Origin of the sequence: Pararhizobium sp. LjRoot255, assembly GCF_964252905.1 — a bacterium.
Taxonomy (GTDB): Bacteria; Pseudomonadota; Alphaproteobacteria; order Rhizobiales; family Rhizobiaceae; genus Pararhizobium.
The window spans coordinates 3,109,224-3,133,742 of sequence record NZ_CAXUPQ020000001.1; the positions used below are offsets into that span (position 1 = coordinate 3,109,224).

Consider the following 24,519-nt stretch of genomic DNA (forward strand, 5'->3'; position numbering starts at 1 on the left):
CAGGCGAGGGAAAAGAGTGATCTCCCCCCTTGAGGGGGAGATGTCACGAAGTGACAGAGGGGGGTATTACTCTCCGCGTGCATGGGCGGGCACCCTATGACCAAAGGCATCATTATGCTTGCCGCTGGCGGGACCGGCGGCCACCTGTTTCCGGCGGAAGCGTTGGCGCACGAATTGAAGGCGCTCGGTTATTCCGTCCACCTGGTGACGGACAGCCGGGCCGAGCGTTATGCAGGAAAATTTCCGGCCGATGAAATCCATGTCGTGCCTTCCGCCACGATCGGGTCTAAAAACCCTATGAAGGTCGCAGGCTCGCTGTGGACGCTCTGGTCCGGCATGCGTATCGCGCGCCGTTTGATGGCCAAGGTGCGGCCGAAAGTCGTCGTCGGCTTCGGTGGCTATCCGACCATTCCGCCACTCTTGGCCGCAACCGGGATGGGCATTCCCTCGATGATCCACGAGCAGAACGCCGTCATGGGAAGGGCGAACAAGGCTCTGGCCAGGCGCGTCAGGGCAATCGCTGGTGGTTTCCTGCCGGAGACGAATGGTCCTTATGCCGCAAAGACGGTGACGACGGGCAATCCGGTCCGTCCGGCGGTGTTGGAGGCCGCCAAGGTGCCGTATCAGCCGTCTGGTGAAGGGGAAGAATTCCGCCTCGTCGTCTTCGGTGGCAGCCAGGGCGCGCAGTTTTTTTCGAAGAGCGTGCCGACGGCGATCAGCCTGCTCGACGACAGCTTGCGGGCGCGCCTGCGCGTCACCCAGCAAGCCCGCGCCGAAGATATGCCGATGGTCGAGGGCTGCATTGCCAAGCTGGAGATGAAGGCGGACATCGCGCCGTTCTTTACCGACATGGCGGAGCGGATCGCCAAGGCTCACTTGGTCATCTGCCGGTCAGGCGCTTCCACGGTGTCGGAGATAGCGGTGATCGGCCGTCCGGCGATCCTGGTGCCTTACCCTTATGCGCTTGATCATGATCAGGCTGCCAATGCAGCCGCACTTGCCGCGACCGGCGGCGCCAAGGTGATAGCCCAGGCAGAGCTTTCCAGCGAAAAACTGAGCCGGATCCTGACGGAGGCCATGAATAACCCCGCCAAGCTCGCCGGTATGGCCGCAGGCGCCAAACAGGCGGGCAAACCCGATGCAGCTCGCTTGCTTGCCGCCATGGTTGAAGCTATTGCCAGCGGTTCGACGATTGCACAGTTCAAGGAAACACGCTCATGAAAATGCCGCAGACGATCGGCCTGGTTCATTTCATCGGTATCGGCGGTATCGGCATGAGCGGCATTGCCGAAGTGCTGCACAATCTCGGTCACCGGGTGCAGGGCTCCGACCAGTCCGACAGCGCCAACGTCCAGCGGCTGCGTGACAAGGGCATCGAGGTTTTCGTCGGCCACAAGGCTGAGAATATTGGCGATGCCGAAGTCGTCGTCGTCTCGACCGCAATCAAGAAGACCAACCCGGAACTGATCGCCGCGCGTGAAAAGCTGCTGCCGGTCGTGCGTCGCGCCGAAATGCTCGCCGAACTCATGCGTTTCCGCAATGCGATCGCCATTGGCGGCACCCATGGCAAGACCACGACGACGTCGATGGTTGCCTCGCTGCTCGAAGCCGGCGGGCTCGATCCGACCGTCATCAATGGCGGCATCATCAATGCCTATGGTACCAATGCCCGCATGGGCGAGGGCGAGTGGATGGTGGTCGAGGCCGACGAATCGGACGGCACCTTTTTGAAGCTGCCGGCCGACGTCGCCGTCGTCACCAATATCGATCCGGAGCATCTTGATCACTACGGCAATTTCGATGCGGTCCGCGCGGCCTTTCGCCAGTTCGTCGAGAACGTGCCCTTCTATGGCTTCGGCGTTATGTGCCTCGATCATCCCGAAGTGCAGACCATGGTTTCGAAGATCGAGGACCGCAAGGTCATCACCTACGGCGAAAACCCGCAGGCGGATGTGCGCTATTCCAATATCCGCATGGATGGCGCGACGTCGGTCTTCGACGTCGAAATTCGCCGCCGCCGCACCGGCCAGATTATCAAGTTGCCGGACCTGCGGCTGCCGATGCCAGGCCGTCACAACGTCGCCAACGCGACGGCTGCGATCGCGGTTGCCCAGCGCCTCGGGATCAAGCCGGAAGACATCGCCAAGGGGCTTGCCGCATTCAGTGGCGTCAAGAGACGCTTCACCCTCACCGGCGAGTGGAACGGTGCGCGTATCTATGACGACTACGGTCATCATCCCGTCGAGATCAAGGCCGTGCTGAAGGCTGCGCGCGAAGCTTGCCAGGGCCGCGTCATCGCCGTGCACCAGCCGCACCGTTACTCTCGGCTGCACAGCCTCTTTGAGGACTTTGGCGCGTGCTTCAATGATGCCGATACGGTCCTGCTCGCGCCGGTCTATTCGGCCGGTGAGGATCCGATCGAAGGCGTCAGCTCGCCGGAACTCGTCTCCCGCATCAAGGCGGGGGGGCACCGCGACGCGCGTTTCATCGACGGCCCGGAAGCGATCGCGCCGATCGTCTCCGCCATTGCGCAACCGGGTGACTTTGTGGTTCTCTTGGGGGCTGGCAGCATCACATACTGGGCGGCCGCCCTTCCGAAGGAACTCGCAGGCATTTCAGGAAATTCCGCATGAAACAGGTTGATGGTACCAAGCTTCTGGCCTCTCTCGGGGACAGCGTAAACCAACTGCGCGGGCGTCTGACGCCGGACGCGCCGATGGACCGCGTCACCTGGTTCCGTGCCGGCGGCCTTGCTGAACTGATGTTCCAGCCGCATGACGCCGATGATCTCGTCGCTTTCCTGAAGCTGCTGCCGGACGAAGTGCCTGTCATGGTCGCAGGCGTCGGCTCGAACCTGCTCGTGCGCGATGGTGGCATTCCGGGTGTCGTCATACGGCTCTCGGCCAAGGGGTTCGGCGATGTCGAGCTGGTTTCGGAAATCCGCGTCAAAGCAGGAGCGATCTGCCCGGACAAGAACCTTGCGGCGATGACGCTGGATCACGGGATCGGCGGGTTCCATTTCTACTACGGCATCCCCGGCTCGATCGGTGGCGCACTGCGCATGAACGCCGGCGCCAATGGCGGCGAGACGCGCGATCGTGTCGTCGAGGTTCACGCGGTCGATCGCAAGGGCAACAAGCATGTGCTCACCAATGCCGATATGGGCTACACCTACCGGCATTCCTCTGCGCCAGACGACCTGATCTTCACCCACGCCGTCTTCGAAGGCTATCCGGAAGACAAGGCGAAGATCCGCGCCGACATGGATGCGGTGCGCCAGCATCGCGAAACAGTACAGCCGATCCGCGAGAAGACCGGCGGTTCGACCTTCAAGAACCCCGACGGCCATTCTGCCTGGAAGTTGATCGACGAGGCGGGCTGCCGCGGCCTGATGATCGGCAGCGCCCAGATGTCGCCGATGCATTGCAATTTCATGATCAATACCGGTCAGGCAAGCGGCTACGAGCTTGAATATCTCGGCGAAACCGTACGCCAGCGGGTGTACGAAACATCGGGCATCAAGCTCGAATGGGAGATCAAGCGCATCGGCAATTTCATGCCCGGCTACGAAGTGAAGGAATTTCTCGGTCAGCTGACGGCCTGAACGCCAAGGACCTCAGACTCCGTCATCCCGCAAATCCCGCCGTCAATCGGCTGTAAAGAGGCTTCGCGCGCAAACGTGCGGGGCCTTTCCTTTTATTGGTTGCCGTCTTCGAAAATCGGTTGCATCGAATTTAACTCTCTGATTCCAAGCGATGAATCGAACAGCCTGTTGATTCGAGCAAATATTTCATCCATCCCCCGGACCGGGTTAACCAAAGTAAACGGTTCATTAACCATAATGCCGTTCTAGTGGGGCTGTGCCTGAGGGTGCGACTCGTAAGCGCGAATAAGCTAGGCGCAAGCGGAATTTGTAAGACTGGCGTAATGTCGGGGGTTTTTATGAGTGGTAAGCACGTCGCTGTCCTGATGGGCGGATTTTCTTCGGAGCGGCCGGTGAGCCTGTCCTCCGGGGCTGCGTGCGCCGATGCCCTGGAGGCCGAGGGCTATCGCGTGACCCGCATCGACGTTGATCGCAACGTCGCCTCCGTGCTTGCTGATCTGCGTCCGGACGTCGCCTTCAATGCGCTGCACGGGCCTTTCGGTGAAGACGGCACGGTTCAGGGCATCCTCGAATATCTCGAAATTCCCTACACCCATTCCGGCGTTCTGGCGTCTGCGCTTGCCATGGACAAGGCGCAGGCCAAACATGTCGCAAGTGCCGCCGGCATTCCGGTTGCCGAGGCGCAGATCATGGATCGCCACGATTTCGGTTCGCAGCATCCGATGAAGCCGCCCTATGTCGTCAAGCCGGTCCGTGAAGGATCAAGCTTCGGCGTCGTCATCGTGAAGGAAGGTCAGTCGCATCCGCCGCAGGTGATCACCTCCAGCGAGTGGCGCTATGGCGACCGCGTCATGGTCGAGCGTTATGTTTACGGGCGCGAACTGACCTGCGGCGTCATGGGTGACAAGGCGCTTGGCGTAACCGAGATCATTCCCCAGGGGCATGCCTTCTACGATTACGATTCAAAGTATGTAAAAGGCGGCTCAAAACACGTCATTCCGGCGGATATTTTACCGAATATTTACCAAAAAATACAAACACTCGCAGTCAAGGCGCATCAGGCGATTGGATGCCGCGGCGTAAGCCGCTCCGACTTCCGCTTTGACGACCGTTTCTCTGAAGACGGAGAGCTCATCTGGCTGGAGGTCAACACTCAGCCCGGAATGACTCCAACCTCTCTGGTGCCTGAAATGGCGGCTTATGCCGGTCATACATTCGGTGAATTCCTCAGGTGGATCGTGGAGGACGCGTCGTGTTTGCGTTGAGAGGCCGGAAGGCAGCAAGGGTGCTTACTTCGCAGGAGATGGCTGATCTCGACGGTCAGCGCGTTCTGCCGCGCCCTTTGCGCCGCGTCGTCCGCTTCCTCGTCAGCCTCGGAACCGGCCGTATCCATTTCGCCCCGCACACCGGCACCGTCTCGGCGCTCGCTTTCCTGGCGGCGACCGGCTTCTACGGTATGTCGCTCGGTGGCCACAGTCAGGATTTCGCGCAGACGACCACCACTGCCGCCGGTTTTGCGATCGAGGACGTCAAGGTCTCCGGCAACGAGCAGACCTCGGAAATCGATATTCTGCAGCAACTCGGCCTCGACGGCGCGACGTCGCTGGTGGCGCTCGACATCAATATCGCCCGCAAGCTGATCAGCGAAATGCCCTGGGTCGAGGATGTTGCGGTCCGCAAGATCTATCCCGGTACGATCGAGGTCAGTCTCAAGGAGCGCAAGGCCTTCGGCATCTGGCAGCATGGCTCCGATCTTTCGCTGATCGAGGCGAGCGGTAGCGTGATTGCGCCGCTGCGTGACAACAAGTTCGCAGACCTGCCGCTGTTCGTCGGTCGCGACGCCGAGACGGCTGCTGCCGAATTCTATGAGCGTTTCTCGCAGTGGCCGGAAATCGCAAAGCGCGTCAAAGCCTATGTTCGCGTTGCCGGTCGCCGCTGGGATCTGATGCTCAACAACGGCATCACCATCAAGCTGCCCGAGCACGATATCGATCGCGCCATGCAGGTTCTCTCGACGATGGAAGAGGGGCAGCAACTGCTGGAGCGCGATATCGCCGCGGTCGATCTGCGGCTGGAGGATCGCACCACGATACAGCTGACGCCCGAAGCTGCCGCCCGCCGGCAGGTGGTTCTGGAAGCGCGCACGAAGATGTTGAAGAAGCAGGAACAACAGGAGAACCGTATATGAGTCTTTTCGGTTCTTCGAATTTTGGCCTTCCCCGCCTGAAGCCGCTTAATTCCAAGCGGTCTCATGTCGTTTCGGTGCTGGATATCGGCTCTACCAAGGTGGTGTGCATGATCGGACGGCTGACGCCGCGCGCCGAGAGCCAGATCCTGCCGGGTCGCACCCATTCGATCGAGATCATCGGCATTGGCCATCACAAGTCCCGCGGCATGAAGAACGGCGTGATCGCCGACCTCGACGCCGCCGAAAGCGTCGTTCGTCTCGCGGTCGATGCCGCCGAGCGCATGGCGGGCCTGACGATCGACAGTCTGATCGTCAACATCTCCGCCGGCCGCCTGCAGAGCGATATCTACACCGCTTCCATCGATCTCGGTGGTCAGGAAGTTGATGCCGCCGATCTCAAAAAAGTTCTCGCCGCCGCCGGCCAGCAGTCGCTGCGCCAGGACCGTGTCATCCTGCATTCGCTGCCGACCGGCTTCTCGCTCGACGGCGAGCGCGGCGTCCGCGATCCCCTGGCAATGTTCGGCGACCAGCTCGGCGTCGACATGCACGTGCTGACGGCCGAACGCGCTGCGCTCAAGAACCTCGAACTCTGCATCAACCGCGCGCATCTCTCGGTCGAAGGCATTGTTGCAACACCGTACGCAAGCGGTCTCGCAGCGCTGGTGGACGATGAGGTCGAACTCGGCTGCGCCGCCATCGACATGGGCGGCGGCACCACGACGATCTCCGTCTTCGCCGAAGGCAAGCTGGTGCATGCCGACGCCGTTTCGCTTGGCGGCCATCACGTCACGACCGATCTGGCGCGGGGCCTTTCGACCCGCATCGAGGATGCCGAGCGCCTGAAGGTGGTTCATGGTTCGGCTCTGCCCAACAGCGCCGACGAACGCGACATCGTCTCGGTCCCGCCGATTGGCGAGGACGACCGCGACCAGCCAACGCATGTGCCGCGGGCGCTTGTCTCGCGCATCGTGCGTGCTCGCATCGAAGAGACACTCGAACTCATCCGCGACCGGATCCAGCGTTCGGGCTTCTCGCCGATCGTCGGCAAGCGCGTCGTGCTGACGGGCGGCGCCAGCCAGCTGACCGGTTTGCCGGAAGCGGCGCGCCGCATCCTGGCCCGCAACGTTCGCATCGGCCGTCCGCTCGGCGTGTCGGGCCTGCCGGCGGCGGCCAAGGGTCCGGCCTTTTCGACGGCCGTCGGCCTGATGATCTATCCGCAGGTCGCCGACATGGAAACACATACGGCGCAGGGCGGTCTGCTCGCGTCGCTCGCAGGAAACAACAGCCGTATCGCCCGGATGGGCCAATGGCTGAAGGAAAGCTTCTGATCCCTTCGGCTTCGGCTGAACGGATGCAATACGGAATTAGTGATTTGGCCGGCTCGGCAAGGCGGCCAGAAACCAGGAAGGAACGGGTACAATGACGATCAACTTGCAAAAGCCGGATATCACCGAGCTGAAGCCTCGCATCACCGTCTTCGGTGTCGGCGGTGGCGGCGGCAACGCTGTCAACAACATGATCACCGCAGGCCTCGAAGGCGTCGATTTCGTCGTCGCCAACACCGATGCCCAGGCGCTGACCATGACCAAGGCCGAACGCATCATTCAGATGGGTGTCGCGGTTACCGAAGGTCTCGGCGCCGGCTCGCAGCCGGAGGTCGGCCGGGCTGCCGCTGAAGAATGCATCGATGAGATCATCGATCACCTGAACGGCACGCACATGTGCTTCGTCACTGCCGGCATGGGCGGCGGTACTGGCACCGGTGCTGCTCCGGTTGTCGCTCAAGCGGCCCGCAACAAGGGCATCCTGACGGTCGGCGTCGTCACCAAGCCGTTCCATTTCGAAGGTCAGCGCCGCATGCGTCTCGCCGATCAGGGCATCGCCGAGCTGCAGAAGTCGGTGGACACGCTGATCGTCATCCCGAACCAGAACCTGTTCCGGATCGCCAATGACAAGACCACGTTTGCCGACGCCTTCGCGATGGCCGACCAGGTTCTTTATTCTGGCGTTGCCTGCATCACCGACCTGATGGTCAAGGAAGGCCTGATCAACCTCGACTTCGCCGACGTCCGTTCGGTGATGCGCGAGATGGGCCGCGCCATGATGGGTACCGGCGAAGCTTCCGGCGAAGGCCGCGCGATGGCCGCAGCGGAAGCTGCGATCGCCAACCCGCTGCTCGATGAAACCTCGATGAAGGGCGCTCAAGGCCTGCTGATCTCGATCACCGGCGGCCGTGACCTGACGCTGTTCGAAGTCGATGAAGCTGCGACCCGCATCCGCGAGGAAGTGGATCCGGATGCCAACATCATCCTCGGCGCAACGTTTGACGAAGAACTCGAAGGCCTCATCCGCGTTTCGGTCGTGGCAACGGGTATCGATCGCACGGCCGCCGAGGTGGCCGGTCGTTCTGCTGACTTTCGTCAGGTAGCAAGGCCGATCGTCCGTCCGTCCGCTGCCATTCCTGCGGCTCCCGTCCAGCAGGCGCCGGTCGCGGTTCAGCCGCAGCCGGCCCCGGTTGCCGCTCAGCCGGCACCGGTCGTCCAGCAGACTGTCGCCCAGCCGGTTCAGCAGACCTCTGACGACATCGCCCGCGCCATCCGCGAAGCCGAACTGGAACGTGAACTGTTCCTGTCGATGCCGCGCGGCGGCGGCGCCGCTCCGGTTCAGCAGGCACAGGAAGAGTTCCGCCCTCAGAGCAAGCTCTTTGCTGGCTCTGCTCCGATCGAACAGCCGTTCGTCCAGGCTGCTGCCCCGGTTCAGCGCACCGTTGAAGCGGTGGCTTACCAGCCGCAGCCTGCCGTTCAGGCACCGGTCGCCCAGGTTCGTCAGGAGCCGATCGCTCCGGTGATCCGCCAGCAGGCCGAGCCGGTCCGCATGCCGAAGGTGGAAGACTTTCCGCCGATGGTGAAGGCCGAAGCCGAACATCGCGCCCAGCCGGTACCCCAGGAAGAACGCGGCCCGATGGGCCTGCTGAAGCGAATCACCAGTTCGCTCGGACGCCGCGACGAGGAAGAGCACAACGTTACGGCAGATATGACCGCCGGTGCGCCGAGCGCCGCTTCGCAGCAGCGCCGTCCGCTGTCTGCGGAGGCAAGCCTCTATGCGCCGCGCCGGGCTGCCCCCTTGGATGACCGTGCCCGCGCTGCCTCGCAGCCGCGCGTGCATGAAGACGATCAGCTCGAAATCCCTGCGTTCCTGCGCCGTCAATCGAACTGATCTTTTACCCGCCTTCCACCTTGCCGAAATGCCCGGGTTTGCGCCCGGGCATTTTTTATGGATTATCAATTGGTTTCAGTGGTTACCCTGCGTAACAAAGCGAAAGAAACATTGATTTGGAATGACAGTCCGGTGCCCTTATCTTCACACTCGGGACTGACGGGGCTGAACCGCGATTCGAAATATCGCCGGCTTGCAGGTTGAACCGGTTGGTGGCGCTTGGCGTCGCTAACCGACTGTGTGCCTTGCGGCATTTTGAAAATGCGCTGCACCGGTCTCGGGAAAAAATTCGGCGGCAACGCCAAAAGCATTTGAAGGCGAGAAGCATGGGATTGGGAATTGGACTGCTTGGGTTTCAGACAACGATTGCAAACTCTGTAACTCTTAGCGGCACGGGCGTTCATTCAGGCGCCGAGGTAGCAATCACGTTCCATCCGGCGGAACCCGATAGCGGCATTGTCTTTCAGCGGGTAGACGGCGAGCAGACGATCAGTGAATTCAGGGCCGTGTCCTCGCAGGTCGGCAACACCGATCTCTGCACCGTTCTCGGCTTTTCTCCTTCCACCTCGATCGCCACGATCGAGCATGTGATGGCGGCGATCTACGCGCTCGGGCTCGACAATCTTCTCATCGAGGTGCAAGGCGCCGAAATGCCGATCATGGACGGCAGCTCGGCTCCTTTCATTGAAGCGATCGAACAGACGGGCATCAAGGCCCTTGCCGTCAAGCGCCGCTATATCCGTATCCTCAAGCCGGTTCGCATCGAATCGGGCTCTTCCTGGTCGGAATTCACGCCCTATGACGGCATGCGCTTCGAAGTGGAGATCGATTTCGATTGCCCGCTGATCGGCCGGCAGGCCTGGAAGGGCGACATCACGCCGTCGGTCTTCAAGACCGAACTGTCGCGTGCCCGCACCTTCGGTTTCATGCGCGATGTTGAGCGCATGTGGGCCGCAGGCCGCGGCCTCGGCTCGTCGCTCGAGAATTCGGTCGTCATCGCCGACGACGACACGGTGATCAACATCGAGGGCCTGCGTTACACGGACGAATTCGTTCGCCACAAGACGCTGGACGCCGTGGGCGATCTGGCTCTGGCCGGCACGCCGTTCATCGGCTGCTACCGTTCCTATCGCGGCGGCCACAAGATGAACGCGAACGCTCTGAAAGCGCTGATGAGCGATCCGACGGCTTATGAAATCGTCGAGACCCCAACGCGGCGCCAGCGGGTTGCCCCGCGCGAAGTGGTTGCCGTCAATGCTCCGTAAGCCGGACTAGGGTCTTTCGGAGCCGGAAAACCAGTTCTGTTCTTTGCCAAAGCCGGTCTTTCGACCGGCTTTTTCATGATCCCGCCGCCACAAAATTGCGTTAATCGATCATCATGACGTTGCGGTCTTGTTGCATCTTGATCTAAAACGCGGTTCATAGGCGGCGGTATTCTTACCGCTGTGCGAGTTGGGATTTACGAATGGTATTTGCAGGCCAGTTTGAATTGAAGAAGATGGCACGTGTTGCCGTCATCGCGCTTGCGGCTTCCGCGACCAGTGTGCTGGTGAGCGCCTGCCAGAACGATCCCGACATCGATATCACCAAGCTGACGGTGGAAACGGATCCGCCGGAAGTCCTCTACAATCAGGGTCTTGCCAACCTCAATGCCGGCAAGACGACGGAAGCGGCGCGCAAGTTCGAGGCGATCGACCAGCAGCATCCCTTCTCGGAATATGCCCGCAAGGCACTGGTGATGAAGGCCTTCGTCAATTACCGCAATGGCCAGTATCAGGACGCCATCAACGGCGCGACGCGCTATCTCAATCTTTATCCCGAATCCGAAGATGCGGCCTATGCGCAGTACATCGTCGGCCTTGCTTATTCGAAGCAGATTCCGGCGGTGACGCAGGACCAGAAGCCGGCGATGAGGACGATCGAGGCGATGCAGGCCGTCGTGACCAAATATCCGGATTCGGACTATGTCGAGGATGCCGAGGCCAAGATTCGTTTTGCCAAGGACCAGTTGGCCGGCAAGGAAATGCAGGTCGGCCGCTACTATCTTGAGCGCAAGGAATATCTTGCTGCCGTGACGCGTTTCCGCACAGTGGTCGAACAATATCCGAACACCAACCAGGTGGAAGAAGCCTTGTCGCGGCTGGTGGAAAGCTATTTCGCCATGGGTATCACCGCAGAGGCGCAGACGGCGGCTGCGGTTCTCGGCCACAACTATCCCGATAGCCAGTGGTATGCGGATTCCTACAAGCTGCTGCAGACCGGCGGCCTTGAGCCGCGCGAAAGCGGCAATTCGTGGATTTCGCGCGCAGGCAAGAAGCTTCTGGGCGCTTAATGCGTATTGCCCGAGAACGTGCAGCGTTTTTGGGCAATGACATGCATAAAAACAAAGACCTAGGCGAAGAGATTTGAAACGGGATGCTTTCACAGATTTCGATCCGCGATATCGTCCTGATCGAACGGCTTGATCTGTCCTTCGATTCCGGCTTGTCCGTGCTGACAGGGGAAACCGGTGCCGGAAAATCCATCCTGCTCGACAGTCTCTCGCTCGCGCTTGGCGGGCGCGGCGACGGTTCGCTGGTCCGCCACGGTAGCGACAAGGGGCAGGTGACGGCGGTTTTCGATGTCGGGATCAGCCATCCGGCCCGCCTCATGATTCGCGAAAACGGCATCGACGACGATGGCGACCTGATTTTCCGCCGGGTGCAATCGGCCGATGGCCGCACCAAGGCCTATGTCAACGATCAACCCGTTTCCGTGCAACTGATGCGCCAGGCAGGGCAGCTGCTCGTCGAAATCCACGGCCAGCACGACGACCGCGCTCTCGTCGATACCCATGCCCACCGCACGTTGCTCGATGCCTTTGGCGGCCTTGCCGACGAGGCGGAGAATGTGGCGGGTCTCTACCGCGTCTGGAAGGATGCCGAGCGCATGCTGAAGAAGCACCGCGACAAGGTCGAGGCCGCCGCCCGCGAAGCCGATTATTTGCGCTCGTCGGTGGATGAGTTGGAGGCACTCTCGCCGCAGGACGGCGAGGAGGACGATCTCGCCGAACGCCGCTCGCGGATGATGAAGGCCGAACGCATCGCCGTCGATATCAACGAGGCGAGCGAGTTCCTCAATGGCAATGCGTCGCCGGTTCCGCTGATCGCCTCGCTGGTGCGCCGGCTCGAGCGCAAGAGCCATGAGGCGCCAGGGCTGCTTGAGGAGACGGTCGAGTATCTCGACACCGCGCTCAACCATCTCTCCGATGCGCAGATGGCGGTCGAGGCGGCGCTCAGGAAAACCGAATACGACCCGAAGGAACTGGAGCGCGTCGAGGAACGCCTGTTTGCGCTTCGGGCCGCTGCGCGCAAATATTCCGTGCCGGTGACAAACCTTCCGGCTCTGGCCGTGAAGATGATTTCCGATCTTGCCGATCTCGATGCCGGCGAGGAGAAATTGAAGCAGCTCGATGCGCAGCTTGGCGTGACTGGGCGCGCCTTTGATGCCGCCGCCGCCGCACTCTCCGCCAAGCGTCACAACACCGCAACGGCTCTTTCCGAGGCAGTCATGGCCGAGCTTCCGGCCTTGAAGCTGGAGCGGGCTCGTTTCATGGTGGAGGTCACCTCCGATCCGGATTCCGCGACAGCAGATGGCATCGACGTGGTCGAGTTCCACGTCCAGACCAACCCGGGGACGCGTCCGGGCCCGATCATGAAAGTCGCCTCGGGCGGCGAGCTTTCGCGTTTCCTGTTGGCGCTGAAGGTGGCGCTTGCCGATCGCGGTTCGGCGCCGACCCTGGTCTTCGACGAAATCGATACCGGCGTCGGTGGCGCTGTGGCGGATGCCATCGGCCAGCGGCTGAAGCGCCTGTCGAAGAACGTGCAGGTGCTTTCCGTCACGCACGCCCCGCAGGTGGCTGCCCGCGCCGCGACGCATCTGCTCATCTCCAAGGGGCCATCGGCGGAAAAATCCGAAACCATCGCCACCCGCGTCGCCCGCATGGACGACAGGGCTCGCACCGAGGAAATCGCCCGCATGCTCGCCGGTGCTTCGGTGACCGAGGAGGCGAGGGCGGCGGCAGCGAGGCTGTTGGCCGGGAACGTGTAGTTTTACCCTCCCCGTGAGGGGGAGGGTCGGCACGTAGTGCCGGGGTGGGGTGATCCTTTGTGCTCACGTTACAATCACCTCACCCGCGCGTTCCGCACGACCACCCCCTCAAGGGGAGGTGGGTTTCAGCATCTTCCCATTCTTCGAAATTTCACTAAAACGACTCCCAAAATATGGAGTCCCAGCATGTCGACCGAATCTGTTGCCGTTGAAGATCTGACGCTCGAAGATGCCGCGGCCGAGCTGGAGCGGCTGGCCAAGGCGCTTGCGCATCACGATGCGCTCTATCACGGCAAGGACGCGCCGGAGATTTCGGATGCGGAGTATGACGCGCTGAAGCGGCGCAACGAGGAGATCGAGGCCCGCTTTCCGGAATTGATCCGCGCCGACAGCCCGTCGCGGAAAGTCGGCGCTGCACCTTCGGCCATCTTCCAGCAGATCACCCATGCCCGGCCGATGCTGTCGCTGGACAACGTGTTTTCCGACGACGACGTCCGCGACTTCATTTCCAGCGTCTACCGCTTCCTCGGCCGCCTGCCGGATAATTCGATTGCCTTCACCGCCGAGCCGAAGATTGACGGTCTGTCGATGTCCCTGCGCTACGAGAACGGCAAGCTCGTCAGTGCCGCCACGCGCGGCGACGGCACGACCGGCGAGAACGTCACCGCCAACATCCGCACCATCAGGGAAATCCCGCAGACGCTGCCGTCCGATGCCCCCACAGCCGTCGAGGTGCGCGGCGAGGTCTATATGGCCAAGAGCGATTTCCTGGCGCTCAACGAGCAGATGGCGGCGGAAGGCAAACAGACTTACGTGAACCCGCGCAACACGGCGGCAGGTTCTCTGCGCCAGCTTGATCCGGCGATCACGGCGAGCCGCAAGCTGAAGTTCTTCGCCTATGCATGGGGCGAGATATCGGACATGCCGGCCGATACGCAATTGGGCATGGTCGAGGTGTTCAATCGCTGGGGCTTTCCGGTCAATCCGCTGATGCAGCGCTTGTCGTCGATCGAGGCGATCCTCGAGCATTACAACGACATCGGCCTCAAACGTCCCGATCTCGACTACGATATTGACGGCGTCGTCTACAAGGTCGACCGGCTGGACCTGCAGCAGCGCCTCGGCTTCCGCTCGCGCTCGCCGCGCTGGGCGACGGCCCACAAGTTCCCGGCCGAGCAGGCCTTCACGATCGTCGAGAACATCGACATCCAGGTCGGCCGCACCGGGGCGCTGACGCCGGTTGCGCGGCTGACCCCGGTGACGGTCGGCGGCGTTGTCGTCACCAATGCGACGCTGCACAATGCCGACTATATCGAGGGTATCGGCAATAGCGGCGAGCGCATCCGCGAGGAGGGGCACGATATCCGTATCGGCGACACGGTGATCGTCCAGCGTGCCGGCGATGTCATCCCGCAGGTTCTCGATGTCGTCATGGAAAAGCGTTCGGCAACGGCAGAACGCTATCAGTTTCCGAAGACCTGCCCGGTCTGTGGCAGCCATGCGGTGCGGGAAAGGAACGAGAAGACCGGCAAGCTCGATTCGGTGACCCGCTGCACCGGCGGCTTCGTCTGCCGTGCGCAGGCCGTCGAGCATCTGAAGCATTTCGTGTCCCGCAATGCTTTCGACATTGAGGGCCTGGGCTCCAAGCAGATCGATTTCTTCTTCGAAGCAGAGGACCCAGCGCTTTCGATCAAGACGGCACCGGATATCTTCACGCTCGAGAAGCGGCAGAGCTATTCACCGCTCGCCAAGCTCGAAAACATCGACGGCTTCGGCAAGGTCAGCGTCCGCAAGCTTTTTGACGCGATCAACGACCGGCGGCAGGTGGCCTTGCATCGGCTCATCTACGCGCTTGGCATCCGCCACGTCGGCGAGACGACAGCAAAGCTCTTGGCGCGCTCCTACGGCAGCTACACCGTGTTCGCGGAGGCGATGAAGGCCGCGGCGGACACGTCGTCTGAAGCCTGGGCCGACCTCAACACCATTGACGGCATTGGCGAAGTGGTCGCCCGGGCGATCGTCGAGTTCTACACGGAGCCACGCAACATCGACGTCGTTTCGCGGCTGCTCGAGCAAGTGACCCCGCTCGACGCCGAAGCACCTGTTTCGAGTTCGAGCCCGGTTGCCGGCAAGACCGTCGTCTTCACCGGCTCGCTTGAAAAAATGACGCGCGACGAGGCAAAAGCCATGGCGGAACGGCTGGGAGCCAAGGTCGCCGGTTCCGTGTCGAAGAAGACCGACCTGCTCGTCGCCGGTCCCGGCGCCGGTTCCAAGCTCGAAAAAGCCCGAGAACTCGGCGTCGAAACCACCGATGAAGACGGCTGGTTTGCCCTGATCGGTGGGTAACCGCCACTGGTTGCGATCGCAGCTTTAGCCGAGGCTGCCTGCGAACCGCCCGGCCAGCCGCTCGCGGCGGAAGTGTTCGGCGACGAAATCGATGAAGACGCGGGTTTTTGCCGGCAGCAGCGTGCGGTTGGCATAATAAAGCGAAATCGGCCCGGCATCTGCATACCAGAGCGGCAGCAGGCGCACGAGGCGGCCGTTTTCGAGATGGGCGAGAGCATCCGGAACCGAGACGATGGTTATGCCGAGCCCCGATAGGGCTGCCTGGACCATGGCCGCCGGCTCGTTGAAGATCGTGCTTTCGTCCATATCGGCTGCCATTTCGTCTCCCTCCGCATTGCGCATCAGCCAGCGGCGGATGCGGCCGGTGCGGGCAGAGCGCATGACGATGCCATCGAGATCGGCAAGCCGTCTGTCGCAGGCAGGCGTTGGCCCACCAACCTGTTTTCATTGGAGGAACGTCATGTCGCGGAGTTCCCTTCTCGAGCGGTGCCGCAAATTCGACGCGACACCCGCCGTCAAATAGTGTCCTATGGGTGCAGGCGACCGCAGAGCCGCCGCTTTTGAACGGAACCGAGGAACACCCATCCATGAAGCTTGCTACCTTGAAGGATTCGACCCGGGACGGAAAACTCGTCGTGGTTTCGAAGGATCTGACGCGCTGCTCGGAAGTCGGCCATATCGCCCGCACGCTGCAGGCGGCGCTGGACGACTGGGCGCACGTCGCGCCCCGACTGCAACAGGTCGCGACCGGCATGGAGAGCGGCTCGCAGCCGACCATGCGGTTCCATGAACATGATGCGGCTTCGCCGTTGCCGCGCGCCTTCTTCTGGACCGGTGGCTCCGGCGGCTTTTCCGGGCCGCGCAATACCGTTCCGCTTGCGGATGATGCATCTGGCATCACTGTCACCGCGCAGGTCGCCGTCATCACCGACGATGTCGAGGCGCAGGCCGCCAGCGCCGACGCGAAGGGCGCTGTTCTTCTTGTCCTCCTCGCCAGCGATGTTTCGGTTGGCAATGCGACGGCAGTGTCGACGTTTTCTCCGGTCGCCGTCACGCCTGACGAACTGGGCGAAGGCTGGAATACCGGCGACCTGGCACTGCTCGTGCGCCGCAACGGCAAGGCTCTCGACGGTGGCGAGATCGGCAGGAAGGAGGCGGCGGAGATCGTCGCCAAAACGGCAGCAATCCGCCCGCTGATGGCTGGCAGTATCGTTGGGACGGGTCTGTGCAAGACATCCTGCCCCCTTTCCATCGGTGATGCCCTTCGCATCGAGATGAACGATCGGAGCGGACATTCCATCTTTGGCGCCATCGAGCAGATGGTGGAAACGCGCCGCAAATGATTGTCACGGCACGCCGGGACCCTATTTCCCGGGAGGCAATTCTTGAATTGTCTTTTTGCACTGCACACGTTAGGGAAATCGCGCCGGATTTTCACGGGAGCTCTCATGAATATCCGGCAAGAGCCAGCCGCCACGCCTAAGGCGGCAGCCTTGACGGATTGGAGGATCCCGGGATGGAAACGATCACCACGATTGCAGAGCTGCGCGCGCGCCTTGCGGATCACCGCCGTGCCGGCAAGACCATCGGTCTGGTGCCGACCATGGGTTATCTGCATGTTGGCCATATGGAACTGGTCCGTCGTGCGAGGGCGGAAAACGACATCGTCGTCGTCAGCCTCTTCGTCAATCCGCTGCAGTTTGGCGTCAACGAGGATCTGGCGAAATATCCGCGCGATCTCGCCCGCGATCAGGCGATGCTCGTTGAAGGCGGCGCCGATTTCCTCTTTGCGCCCGGCGTCTCCGACATGTATCCGCGGCCGATGGAAACGGTGGTCGATGTGCCGGCGCTCGGCAGCGAGCTCGAAGGTTCCGTCCGGCCCGGCCATTTCGCCGGCGTCGCCACGGTCGTCACCAAGCTCTTCAACATCGTCCAGCCGGAACGCGCCTATTTCGGCGAGAAGGATTTCCAGCAGTTGCAGATCATTCGCCGCATGGTTGAGGATCTGGCGCAACCGGTCGAGATCGTCGGCGTTACCACCGTGCGCGAAGCCGACGGGCTCGCCTGCTCGTCGCGCAATGTCTACCTGACACCCGCCGAACGGACCGCCGCGGCGATCGTGCCGAAGGCACTCGACGAGGCCGAACGTCTCGTCGCCGGCGGGCTGACGGATGTCGCAGCCCTCGAAAAAGCGGTGACCGATTTCATCGCTTCGGAGCCTCTGGCAAAGCCGGAAGTGGTTGCTCTTCGCGATCCGGAAACACTGCACACAGTGACGGAAATTGGTGAGAAACCGGTTCTTCTGTTGCTTTTTGTCCGTTTCGGGAGCACGAAACTGCTCGATAACAGGGTTTTCACGCCGAAAACCGCAAGATTTGCAAAGGTGGCGTAAGCATGAGTGTACAGGCATTGAAGCGTCGCCTGAGCCCCGGCAACATCGAGGCGCTCAAAGGCGAGCGGCCGATCGTCAGCCTCACGGCCTATACCACGCCGATCGCCCGGCTGCTCGATCCGCATGTCGATTTCATGCTGGTTGGGGATTCGCTCGGCATGGTGCTCTACGGCCTCGATTCGACTGTCGGCGTTACCCTCGACATGATGATCGCCCATGGCCAGGCCGTGATGCGCGGCTCGGAAAAGGCCTGCGTCGTCGTCGATCTGCCTTTCGGTTCCTACCAGGAGTCCAAGGAACAGGCCTTCGCCACCGCAGCCCGCGTTCTGAAGGAGACCGGCTGCAGCGCGGTGAAGCTCGAGGGTGGTGCGGAGATGGCCGAGACGGTCGATTTTCTCACCCAGCGCGGCATTCCCGTGCTCGGCCATGTCGGCCTGATGCCCCAGCTCGTTAACACGATGGGCGGCTACCGGTCGGTCGGCCGCAACGACAAGGAGGCGGCGAAGATCAGGCGCGATGCCAAGGCGATCGACGATGCGGGGGCTTTTGCCATCGTCGTCGAGGGCACGATCGAACCCCTGGCGCGCGAGATTTCGGCGGAACTCAGAGCGCCGACCATCGGCATCGGTGCGTCGCCGGCCTGCGATGGCCAGATCCTCGTGTCGGACGATATGCTCGGCATCTTCAGCGACTTCAAGCCTCGCTTCGTCAAGCATTTCGCCGAGCTGGCACCGCAGATTTCCGCGGCCTTCGAGGCCTATGCCAATGAGGTGAAGGCGCGGACCTTCCCCGGTATCGAGCATACGTTTCAGGTCAAGCGCTGACACGCGTGGCGGATCGGGCGCTGTCCCGGTCAGCACTGATCAGAAAATTGGATCACTACATCAATCTTATTGAATTGTTCCCTGGCCGGTCACGGCCTATCTGTGCGTTTCATCTCTCACACATCTCGGGAGGCGTCGTTTGGCCTTTGGTCGCCGTCGTTCCGGAAAGTTTCCTTCATGACTAAAGACCGTTTCTGGCAGGGTGTTCGCGGTGGTTTTCCCGTCATGGTGTCGGCGTCCCCGTTCGGCGCGCTGTTCGGCGCGCTTGCGGTCGACAATGGCTTTTCGGTTTTCGATGCGGTGTTGATGAGCGCCACGCTCTATGCGGGCGCTAGCCAGATGGTCGGCATCGAGCTGTTCGGCCACAAGGTCCAGCCATGGCTGATCGTGCTTTCGATCTTCGCGGTCAATTTCCGCCATATCCTCTATTCGGCGTCGATTGCCCGGCATATCCGGCATTTTTCCGGCGTGCAGAAGCTTTTCACCTTCTTCCTGCTGGTCGATCCGCAATACGCCGAAACCGAGAAGCGGGCCGAACGCGGCGAGCCGATAACCTTCAACTGGTATCTCGGCTTTGCGATGATCATCTACATACCCTGGCAGATCATGACGCTGCTCGGGGCGATCTTCGGGCAGATGATCGGCGAGCCGCGTGCGGTCGGTCTCGACGTGCTCTTGCCGATCTATTTCATGGGGTTGGTTCTCGGTTTCCGCAAACGGGACAACTGGCTGCCGGTCGTCGTCGCCAGTTCGCTCGCATCCATTGCGGCCATGCATTTCGTCGGCTCGCCATGGCATGTCAGCATCGGCGCGATCGCCGGCATCCTGCTTGCCTCCTGCCTGCCGCTGCCGAAACGGCATGAAGAGCCGGTCACATTGGAACACGAGGTCTGATCATGGATAGCTCAGAGCACATGCAACTGATCTACATCATCCTCGCGGCCGCCTTCGCGACCTTTCTCACCCGCATCGGCGGCTATGTTATGATCACGCAGATGAAGCGCATCCCGCCGCGCATGGAGGCGGCGCTGAATTCGGTGCCCGCCGCCGTGCTCTCGACCCTGGTTGCTCCCGCCTTCGTCCGTGGCGGCTTCGACGTGGCAGCCGCCATGCTCGTTGCCCTCGCCGTCGGTTTGCGCGTTTCGTCGCTCTGGATGCTGGCCGTCGGCTGGCTCGTCGTCATGGCGATCCGCTATTTGACCGTGTAGGAAGCGAATCACTTCAGGCTTGCCCCTCATCCGGCCCTCTTTGTTTTAGAAGAAAGGCGGCCACCTTCTCCCCGTTCTGACGGGGAGAAGGGACAAGCGGCGACCTCCGTCATCCCCTCTCCCCCTTGCGGGGAGGGGTTAGGGTGAGGGGCAATCACAAAACTTTCGTGTCGCGTGATCCAGCTTTTAAGGGATTTTTAACGCTTCAGCGGCGCCGTCGCCGCCTTCAACCACTCCAGCGCTTTTTCGTCCGAGATCAGCGGCGACAGCTTTTCGCGCGTCTCGGCGTGATAGGCGTTCAGCCAGGTGAGTTCTTCGTCCGTCAGCAGGCTGGTAACGACAAGACGACGGTCGATCGGGCAGAAGGTGAGGGTCTCGAAGCCGAGCATCGGCAGGTCGCCGCCCTCGATCGGGCTTGGCTCGAGGACATGCACGAGGTTCTCGATGCGAATGCCGAAGGCGCCGGGGCGGTAATAGCCAGGCTCGTTCGACAGGATCATGCCGGGCAACAGTTCCTGCGTCGAAGCGCGGGAAATGCGTTGCGGGCCTTCATGCACCGAGAGATAGGAGCCGACGCCGTGGCCGGTGCCGTGGGCGTAGTCGGCGCCTGCCTTCCAGAGCGCGATGCGGGCCAGCGGATCGAGATCGACGCCGCGCGAGCCCTTTGGAAAGCGGGCAACGCTGATGGCAATCATGCCCTTCAGCACCAGCGTGAAGTAACGCCGCTGTTCTTCCGGCACTGTGCCGATTGCCACCGTGCGGGTGATGTCGGTGGTGCCGTTGACATATTGGCCGCCGGAATCGATCAGGAACATCGTTCCGTCGGCGATGGCGAGATCGCTCTCCGTCGTCACCCGGTAATGCATGATCGCGGCGTGTTCGTCGGCACCGGAGATCGTGTCGAAGGAAATGTCCTTGAGCGGGTTCTGCATCCGCTCGCCGACGGCCACGCGGCAGGCTTCGAGTTTTTCGACTGCGGCGATCTCCGTGACAGTTTCGGCATGTGTACCGTCAAGCCACGCAAGGAACTCGACCATGGCTGCACCGTCCTGCAGGTGGGCGCGGGCGGAGCCTTCGAGTTCCGCCCCGTTTTTCCGGGCGCGGGGCAGGCGGGCGGGGTCGATTGCATCGATCACCGTGCCGCCGCTGATGCGGATGCGCTCGGCGAGCGCAAATGGTGCGTGCTCCGGATCGATCATGATCTTTGCGCCGGTCGCAGCGAGCGCTGCGACACGATCGTCGAACGAGGCGGGAGCCTCGAGGCTCGAAAGCTGGGTGAGATAGGCTTCCTCCTCGATTCCCGTCTTGCGCTTGTCGAGGAACAATTCTGCCTTGCCATCGGCGTGAACAATGGCGCGGGCCAGCGGATGTGGCGTGTGCGGCACGTCGCTACCACGGATGTTGAAGGTCCAGGCGATCGACGAGGGGTCGGTCAGCACCACGGCGCTAGCATCTGCCTTGGCTACTTCCTGCGCCATCGTCTCGAGCTTGTCCTTGGCAAGCACGCCGGCATGGTCCAGCGGCTGGATCTTGACGCGGCCGAGCGGCGCTGCCGGCCTGTCAGCCCACTGCCGGTCAAGCGGATTGTGATCGAGGAAGATGAGTGTTCCGCCTAGTCCCTCCAGTGCCTTCTGGAGCTTGCGCACCTCTGCGCCGGTGTGCAGCCACGGATCGATGCCCAGGCGGAAGCCTTTTTTGCCATGGTGTTCAAGCCAGAGATGCGGCGGTTCGCCGACCAGATCGCCGTCTTCGAAGACCGTGCCATCCACCTGTTCTTTGAGCTGGGTGACGTAACGGCCATCCACAAAGACAATCGCCTGCTCCTGCGTAATGAGCGCGATGCCGGCGGAACCGGTGAAGCCGGTCAGCCACGCCAGCCGTTCGGCTGATTTCGGCACATATTCGCCCTGGAATTCGTCGGCGCGCGGCACGAGGAAGCCGTCGATGTTTAGGCCAGCGAAGGCGGCGCGCAGCACATTGACGCGTTCCTTGCCGAATTGCGGAGCGGAGGTGACTTCGAAAGACTGGAACATGGATTTTTCCTGCGAGGGTGTCCGAAGAAGGAGCCGGTGGCCGGGATCACGCCGCGCAAAGTGCAGGCTGATTCCTGAAAGGGTGCCGGTACTCTAGCGGAAACAGACGGCGCAGCGAAAGCCCGTGTTTCTTGCTCAGCTTTTGATGACTTCGAGGTTGCCCGCCATCGTTGTCGTAATTATCATACTTATGCGCCTCATGCATGGCACCCATGCTGCAAGTCACCTAGCCCGATTTCAAACTTCGTTTATAAGGGCGCTCAACGAACACGGACGCAACTCTGTTGTTCACGCGAATGCCGAAAGGCAAGAGCTGCATGATCTGAGAATGGTTGGTCACCCTTCTCCTCCTCCCTCCGGGTGGCCAATTTTGGATCATGAAGAGTCCGCTTGAGCGCTCCTCCTCCTCAAGCTCGCGGACATGGCCGGCTTGCCGGTCAGCGGGCGGTGCTTCGGCATCGCCTTTGTTTTGAAAAACCCGCCTGTCCATGACCGGCGGGTTTTTCATTTTTCCGAACTTCAACATCCCTCCGTCAGGGACGGTCGAGATGGATCGTCACCCAGCCGTTGCGCCAGATGGTGCGGATATGGCGGAGATGCTGACCATTATAAGCAGACAGCACCTTCCAGCGCTGCGATGCCAGAATGCCCGACAGGATGACCGAGCCGCCGGGCGCGAGGTGGCCGGCAAGCTGCGGCGCCATTTTGCTCAGCGGGCGGGCGAGGATGTTGGCGATGATCAGGTCGAAGGGACCATGCGCGGCGAAGGCCGGTGAGTGGAAGCCGGGGGCGGTGACCGTGGTGATGCCGGTGGAGATGCCGTTGCGGCGCACATTCTCGGCGGCGACACGCGTCGCGATCGGGTCGATGTCGGTTGCGAGAACCGGGATCGGCTTCAGCTTGCGCGCCGCGATCGCCAGCACGCCGCTGCCGGTGCCGAGATCGAGCGCATTGCGAACCTTGCGGGCGCGCATGACCGTTTCGATGACTTCGAGGCAGCCCGCCGTCGTGCCGTGGTGTCCGGTGCCGAAGGCCTGGCCGGCATCGATCTCTAAGGAGATGTCGTTGACGCGAACCTTGTTGCGGTCATGCGAGCCGTGGACGAGGAACCGGCCGGCGCGCACCGGCGACAGGCCCTCCAGCGATTTGGCGATCCAGTCGACATCGGGAATGACTTCCCGCTTGATCGTCGCATCGGGAAAGTGCGCCACGATGACGTCGCTCAAGCGCGCCCGCATCTCGTCTTCCTCGTCGAAATCGATGTAAAGCGACGCCTCCCAGATATCCTTCTTTTCGTCCATCTCCATGGTGGCGATGGCATAGCCGTCATCCTCGAACGCTTCGGTCATCAGGTCCATGATGACTTCTGACTGCTTTTCGGTCGTGGTGATGAACAGGCGAAGGTCGCTCAATGTCTTTATCCTTGGTCGGCGGACGGCTTGTGCGGCTCTAGCACGCCCGCCGATCAAAGGTAAAGCGCAGGCCTATCTGGCGTCGGGAATCCACGGCGGCGGCGGCGTGTCCTGGCCGGAAACTTTGCGCAGCGCCGCCGCCGTGAAACCGGGTATTTGGTTCAATAGCGGCATCAACAGCGTACGCCCGCCTGTCAGGAGAGGATTCTTCAGGGTGATGAAGGCGGTGTAGCGCCGCGTATCCTTGAGCACGGTTTTGACGACGGGCATTCTCAGCTTGGAATAGTCCCGTTCCCGTCCTTCGGAAATCAGCCAGGCGAGCCAGCAGGCATCCTCGATGCCGAGGTTCATACCACGGGCGCCAGCCGGTGAATGCACGTGCGCGGCGTCGCCGGCAAGAAAGACATTGCCGCGGCTCATCGTTTCGACATGGCGGAAGCTGACGGTGAAGTCCGATTTCCACGTCCGCTCCAGCACCGTGGCCGGATGCTCGATGCGGGGTTCGAAATCCTCGATCGTCGACACATAACGCAGCCTGTCTTCGCGTACGGGCAGGCGACCCAGCACGCCCGGATTGAGGAGGTTCATTTCGGCGAAGCTGGTATCGACCGGCTGGGCATAGCGGTAATCGGCCAGGAAGAAACGGCTTTCGATCGCATCGCCTGGAAAAGCGAAGCCGCAGGCCTTGCGCACATCGGAATGGGCGCCATCCGCGCCGATCAGCATGTCCGGCAGCACCGTCTCTGTTTGGCCATCCGCGTGGCGCAGCATGACGATCGGGCTCCGGACATCGCCGGACACAGCCTGAACTTGCGTTGACCACTCAGGCCTGATGCCGAATGCCGACAGCCGCTGGAGCAACAACCGTTCCGTTTCGCCCTGTGGCAGGGCATAGATCGGACAATAGGGGCCCCGGAATGTCTCGGTGTCGATCGTCAGCAGCAACTTGCTTGCGGAGCAGATCTTGAATTTGGTCAGGCGCCGGGCGTCGGCGAGGATCCGGGCGCTGGCGCCGGAGGCCTCCAGAAGCGTCATGGTCCTCGCATTGACACCCAGCGCCCGGCTTTCATTGATTGGCGCCGGTCCCGCGGCCCTTGAGACCAGACGTGGGCGGAAGCCGCGCCGCGCAAGTTCGAGCGCCAGAGCAAGTCCGGTCGGCCCCGCACCGGCAATCAGAATTGACCTTCCGGTGCGTTCCCCCATCAGC

General features: G+C 61.8%; 20 protein-coding genes and 1 pseudogene. 16 read left to right on the top strand and 5 right to left on the bottom strand.

Translation table 11 applies throughout. The features are described 5' to 3' along the window. Positions 1-96 precede the first annotated feature (96 nt). From murG to ligA, 11 genes are all read left to right on the top strand, one after another. Positions 97-1,221 (top strand): undecaprenyldiphospho-muramoylpentapeptide beta-N-acetylglucosaminyltransferase, encoded by a 1,125-nt coding sequence (murG, locus tag ACSQ2W_RS14955; RefSeq protein WP_436086957.1) that lies wholly within the window; start codon positions 97-99, stop codon positions 1,219-1,221. Continuing rightward, positions 1,218-2,633, top strand: coding sequence for a UDP-N-acetylmuramate--L-alanine ligase (gene murC / locus ACSQ2W_RS14960; protein WP_436086958.1), 1,416 nt, complete (start codon positions 1,218-1,220; stop codon positions 2,631-2,633). Before murG ends, murC begins: the two co-directional genes overlap by 4 nt. Beyond that, positions 2,630-3,604 carry a UDP-N-acetylmuramate dehydrogenase gene (murB, locus tag ACSQ2W_RS14965; RefSeq protein WP_436086959.1) on the top strand — a complete coding sequence of 325 codons (975 nt, stop codon included), beginning with the start codon at positions 2,630-2,632 and terminating at the stop codon, positions 3,602-3,604. Before murC ends, murB begins: the two co-directional genes overlap by 4 nt. A 338-nt stretch (positions 3,605-3,942) precedes the next feature. Continuing rightward, positions 3,943-4,869 (top strand): D-alanine--D-alanine ligase, encoded by a 927-nt coding sequence (locus ACSQ2W_RS14970; RefSeq protein WP_436086960.1) that lies wholly within the window; start codon positions 3,943-3,945, stop codon positions 4,867-4,869. Further along, a complete protein-coding gene (locus ACSQ2W_RS14975) occupies positions 4,857-5,792 on the top strand; it encodes a cell division protein FtsQ/DivIB (RefSeq protein ID WP_436086961.1) in 936 nt (311 codons plus the stop codon). Before ACSQ2W_RS14970 ends, ACSQ2W_RS14975 begins: the two co-directional genes overlap by 13 nt. Continuing rightward, positions 5,789-7,120, top strand: coding sequence for a cell division protein FtsA (gene ftsA, locus ACSQ2W_RS14980; protein WP_436086962.1), 1,332 nt, complete (start codon positions 5,789-5,791; stop codon positions 7,118-7,120). The genes ACSQ2W_RS14975 and ftsA overlap by 4 nt, the downstream gene beginning before the upstream one ends. 91 nt (positions 7,121-7,211) lie before the next feature. Continuing rightward, the gene (gene ftsZ / locus ACSQ2W_RS14985; protein ID WP_436086963.1) at positions 7,212-9,008 is read left to right on the top strand and encodes a cell division protein FtsZ; all 1,797 of its coding nucleotides are present in this window, start codon (positions 7,212-7,214) and stop codon (positions 9,006-9,008) included. Between the two features lie 332 nt (positions 9,009-9,340). Further along, positions 9,341-10,273 carry a UDP-3-O-acyl-N-acetylglucosamine deacetylase gene (gene lpxC, locus ACSQ2W_RS14990; protein WP_436087797.1) on the top strand — a complete coding sequence of 311 codons (933 nt, stop codon included), beginning with the start codon at positions 9,341-9,343 and terminating at the stop codon, positions 10,271-10,273. 233 nt (positions 10,274-10,506) lie between these two features. Next, the gene (locus ACSQ2W_RS14995) at positions 10,507-11,340 is read left to right on the top strand and encodes an outer membrane protein assembly factor BamD (RefSeq protein ID WP_436087798.1); all 834 of its coding nucleotides are present in this window, start codon (positions 10,507-10,509) and stop codon (positions 11,338-11,340) included. Between the two features lie 83 nt (positions 11,341-11,423). Beyond that, a complete protein-coding gene (recN, locus tag ACSQ2W_RS15000; RefSeq protein WP_436086964.1) occupies positions 11,424-13,097 on the top strand; it encodes a DNA repair protein RecN in 1,674 nt (557 codons plus the stop codon). A gap of 186 nt (positions 13,098-13,283) precedes the next feature. Next, positions 13,284-15,443 carry an NAD-dependent DNA ligase LigA gene (gene ligA / locus ACSQ2W_RS15005; RefSeq protein WP_436086965.1) on the top strand — a complete coding sequence of 720 codons (2,160 nt, stop codon included), beginning with the start codon at positions 13,284-13,286 and terminating at the stop codon, positions 15,441-15,443. Between the two features lie 24 nt (positions 15,444-15,467). Here ligA and ACSQ2W_RS15010 read toward each other — a convergent pair. Beyond that, positions 15,468-15,848 (bottom strand): annotated as a pseudogene (locus ACSQ2W_RS15010) (LysR substrate-binding domain-containing protein); the annotation flags it as partial. A gap of 182 nt (positions 15,849-16,030) precedes the next feature. Between ACSQ2W_RS15010 and ACSQ2W_RS15015 the strand changes: the two are divergent. From ACSQ2W_RS15015 to ACSQ2W_RS15035, 5 genes are all read left to right on the top strand, one after another. Beyond that, on the top strand, positions 16,031-16,786 hold the full coding sequence (locus ACSQ2W_RS15015; protein WP_436086966.1) for a fumarylacetoacetate hydrolase family protein: 756 nt from the start codon (positions 16,031-16,033) through the stop codon (positions 16,784-16,786). Positions 16,787-16,959: 173 nt separating this feature from the next. Then, a complete protein-coding gene (gene panC / locus ACSQ2W_RS15020) occupies positions 16,960-17,835 on the top strand; it encodes a pantoate--beta-alanine ligase (protein ID WP_436086967.1) in 876 nt (291 codons plus the stop codon). A 2-nt stretch (positions 17,836-17,837) separates the two neighbouring features. After that, positions 17,838-18,659 (top strand): 3-methyl-2-oxobutanoate hydroxymethyltransferase, encoded by an 822-nt coding sequence (panB, locus tag ACSQ2W_RS15025; RefSeq protein ID WP_436086968.1) that lies wholly within the window; start codon positions 17,838-17,840, stop codon positions 18,657-18,659. Between the two features lie 177 nt (positions 18,660-18,836). Continuing rightward, entirely contained in the window at positions 18,837-19,553 is a 717-nt protein-coding gene (locus tag ACSQ2W_RS15030; RefSeq protein WP_436086969.1) for an AzlC family ABC transporter permease, read from the top strand. Between the two features lie 2 nt (positions 19,554-19,555). After that, positions 19,556-19,867 (top strand): AzlD family protein, encoded by a 312-nt coding sequence (locus ACSQ2W_RS15035; protein WP_436086970.1) that lies wholly within the window; start codon positions 19,556-19,558, stop codon positions 19,865-19,867. Between the two features lie 197 nt (positions 19,868-20,064). Here ACSQ2W_RS15035 and ACSQ2W_RS15040 read toward each other — a convergent pair whose 3' ends face one another. The 4 genes from ACSQ2W_RS15040 to ACSQ2W_RS15055 all read right to left on the bottom strand — a co-directional run bounded on the left by ACSQ2W_RS15040 (position 20,065) and on the right by ACSQ2W_RS15055 (position 24,515). Continuing rightward, positions 20,065-21,900: an aminopeptidase P family protein gene (locus tag ACSQ2W_RS15040; RefSeq protein ID WP_436086971.1), complete on the bottom strand. Its 1,836-nt coding sequence runs from the start codon at positions 21,898-21,900 to the stop codon at positions 20,065-20,067. Between the two features lie 226 nt (positions 21,901-22,126). Then, positions 22,127-22,426 carry a hypothetical protein gene (locus ACSQ2W_RS15045; protein WP_436086972.1) on the bottom strand — a complete coding sequence of 100 codons (300 nt, stop codon included), beginning with the start codon at positions 22,424-22,426 and terminating at the stop codon, positions 22,127-22,129. 7 nt (positions 22,427-22,433) lie between these two features. Beyond that, a complete protein-coding gene (locus ACSQ2W_RS15050) occupies positions 22,434-23,312 on the bottom strand; it encodes a 50S ribosomal protein L11 methyltransferase (protein ID WP_436086973.1) in 879 nt (292 codons plus the stop codon). A gap of 72 nt (positions 23,313-23,384) precedes the next feature. Continuing rightward, positions 23,385-24,515 (bottom strand): FAD-dependent oxidoreductase, encoded by a 1,131-nt coding sequence (locus tag ACSQ2W_RS15055; protein WP_436086974.1) that lies wholly within the window; start codon positions 24,513-24,515, stop codon positions 23,385-23,387. Between the last annotated feature and the right edge of the window lie 4 nt (positions 24,516-24,519).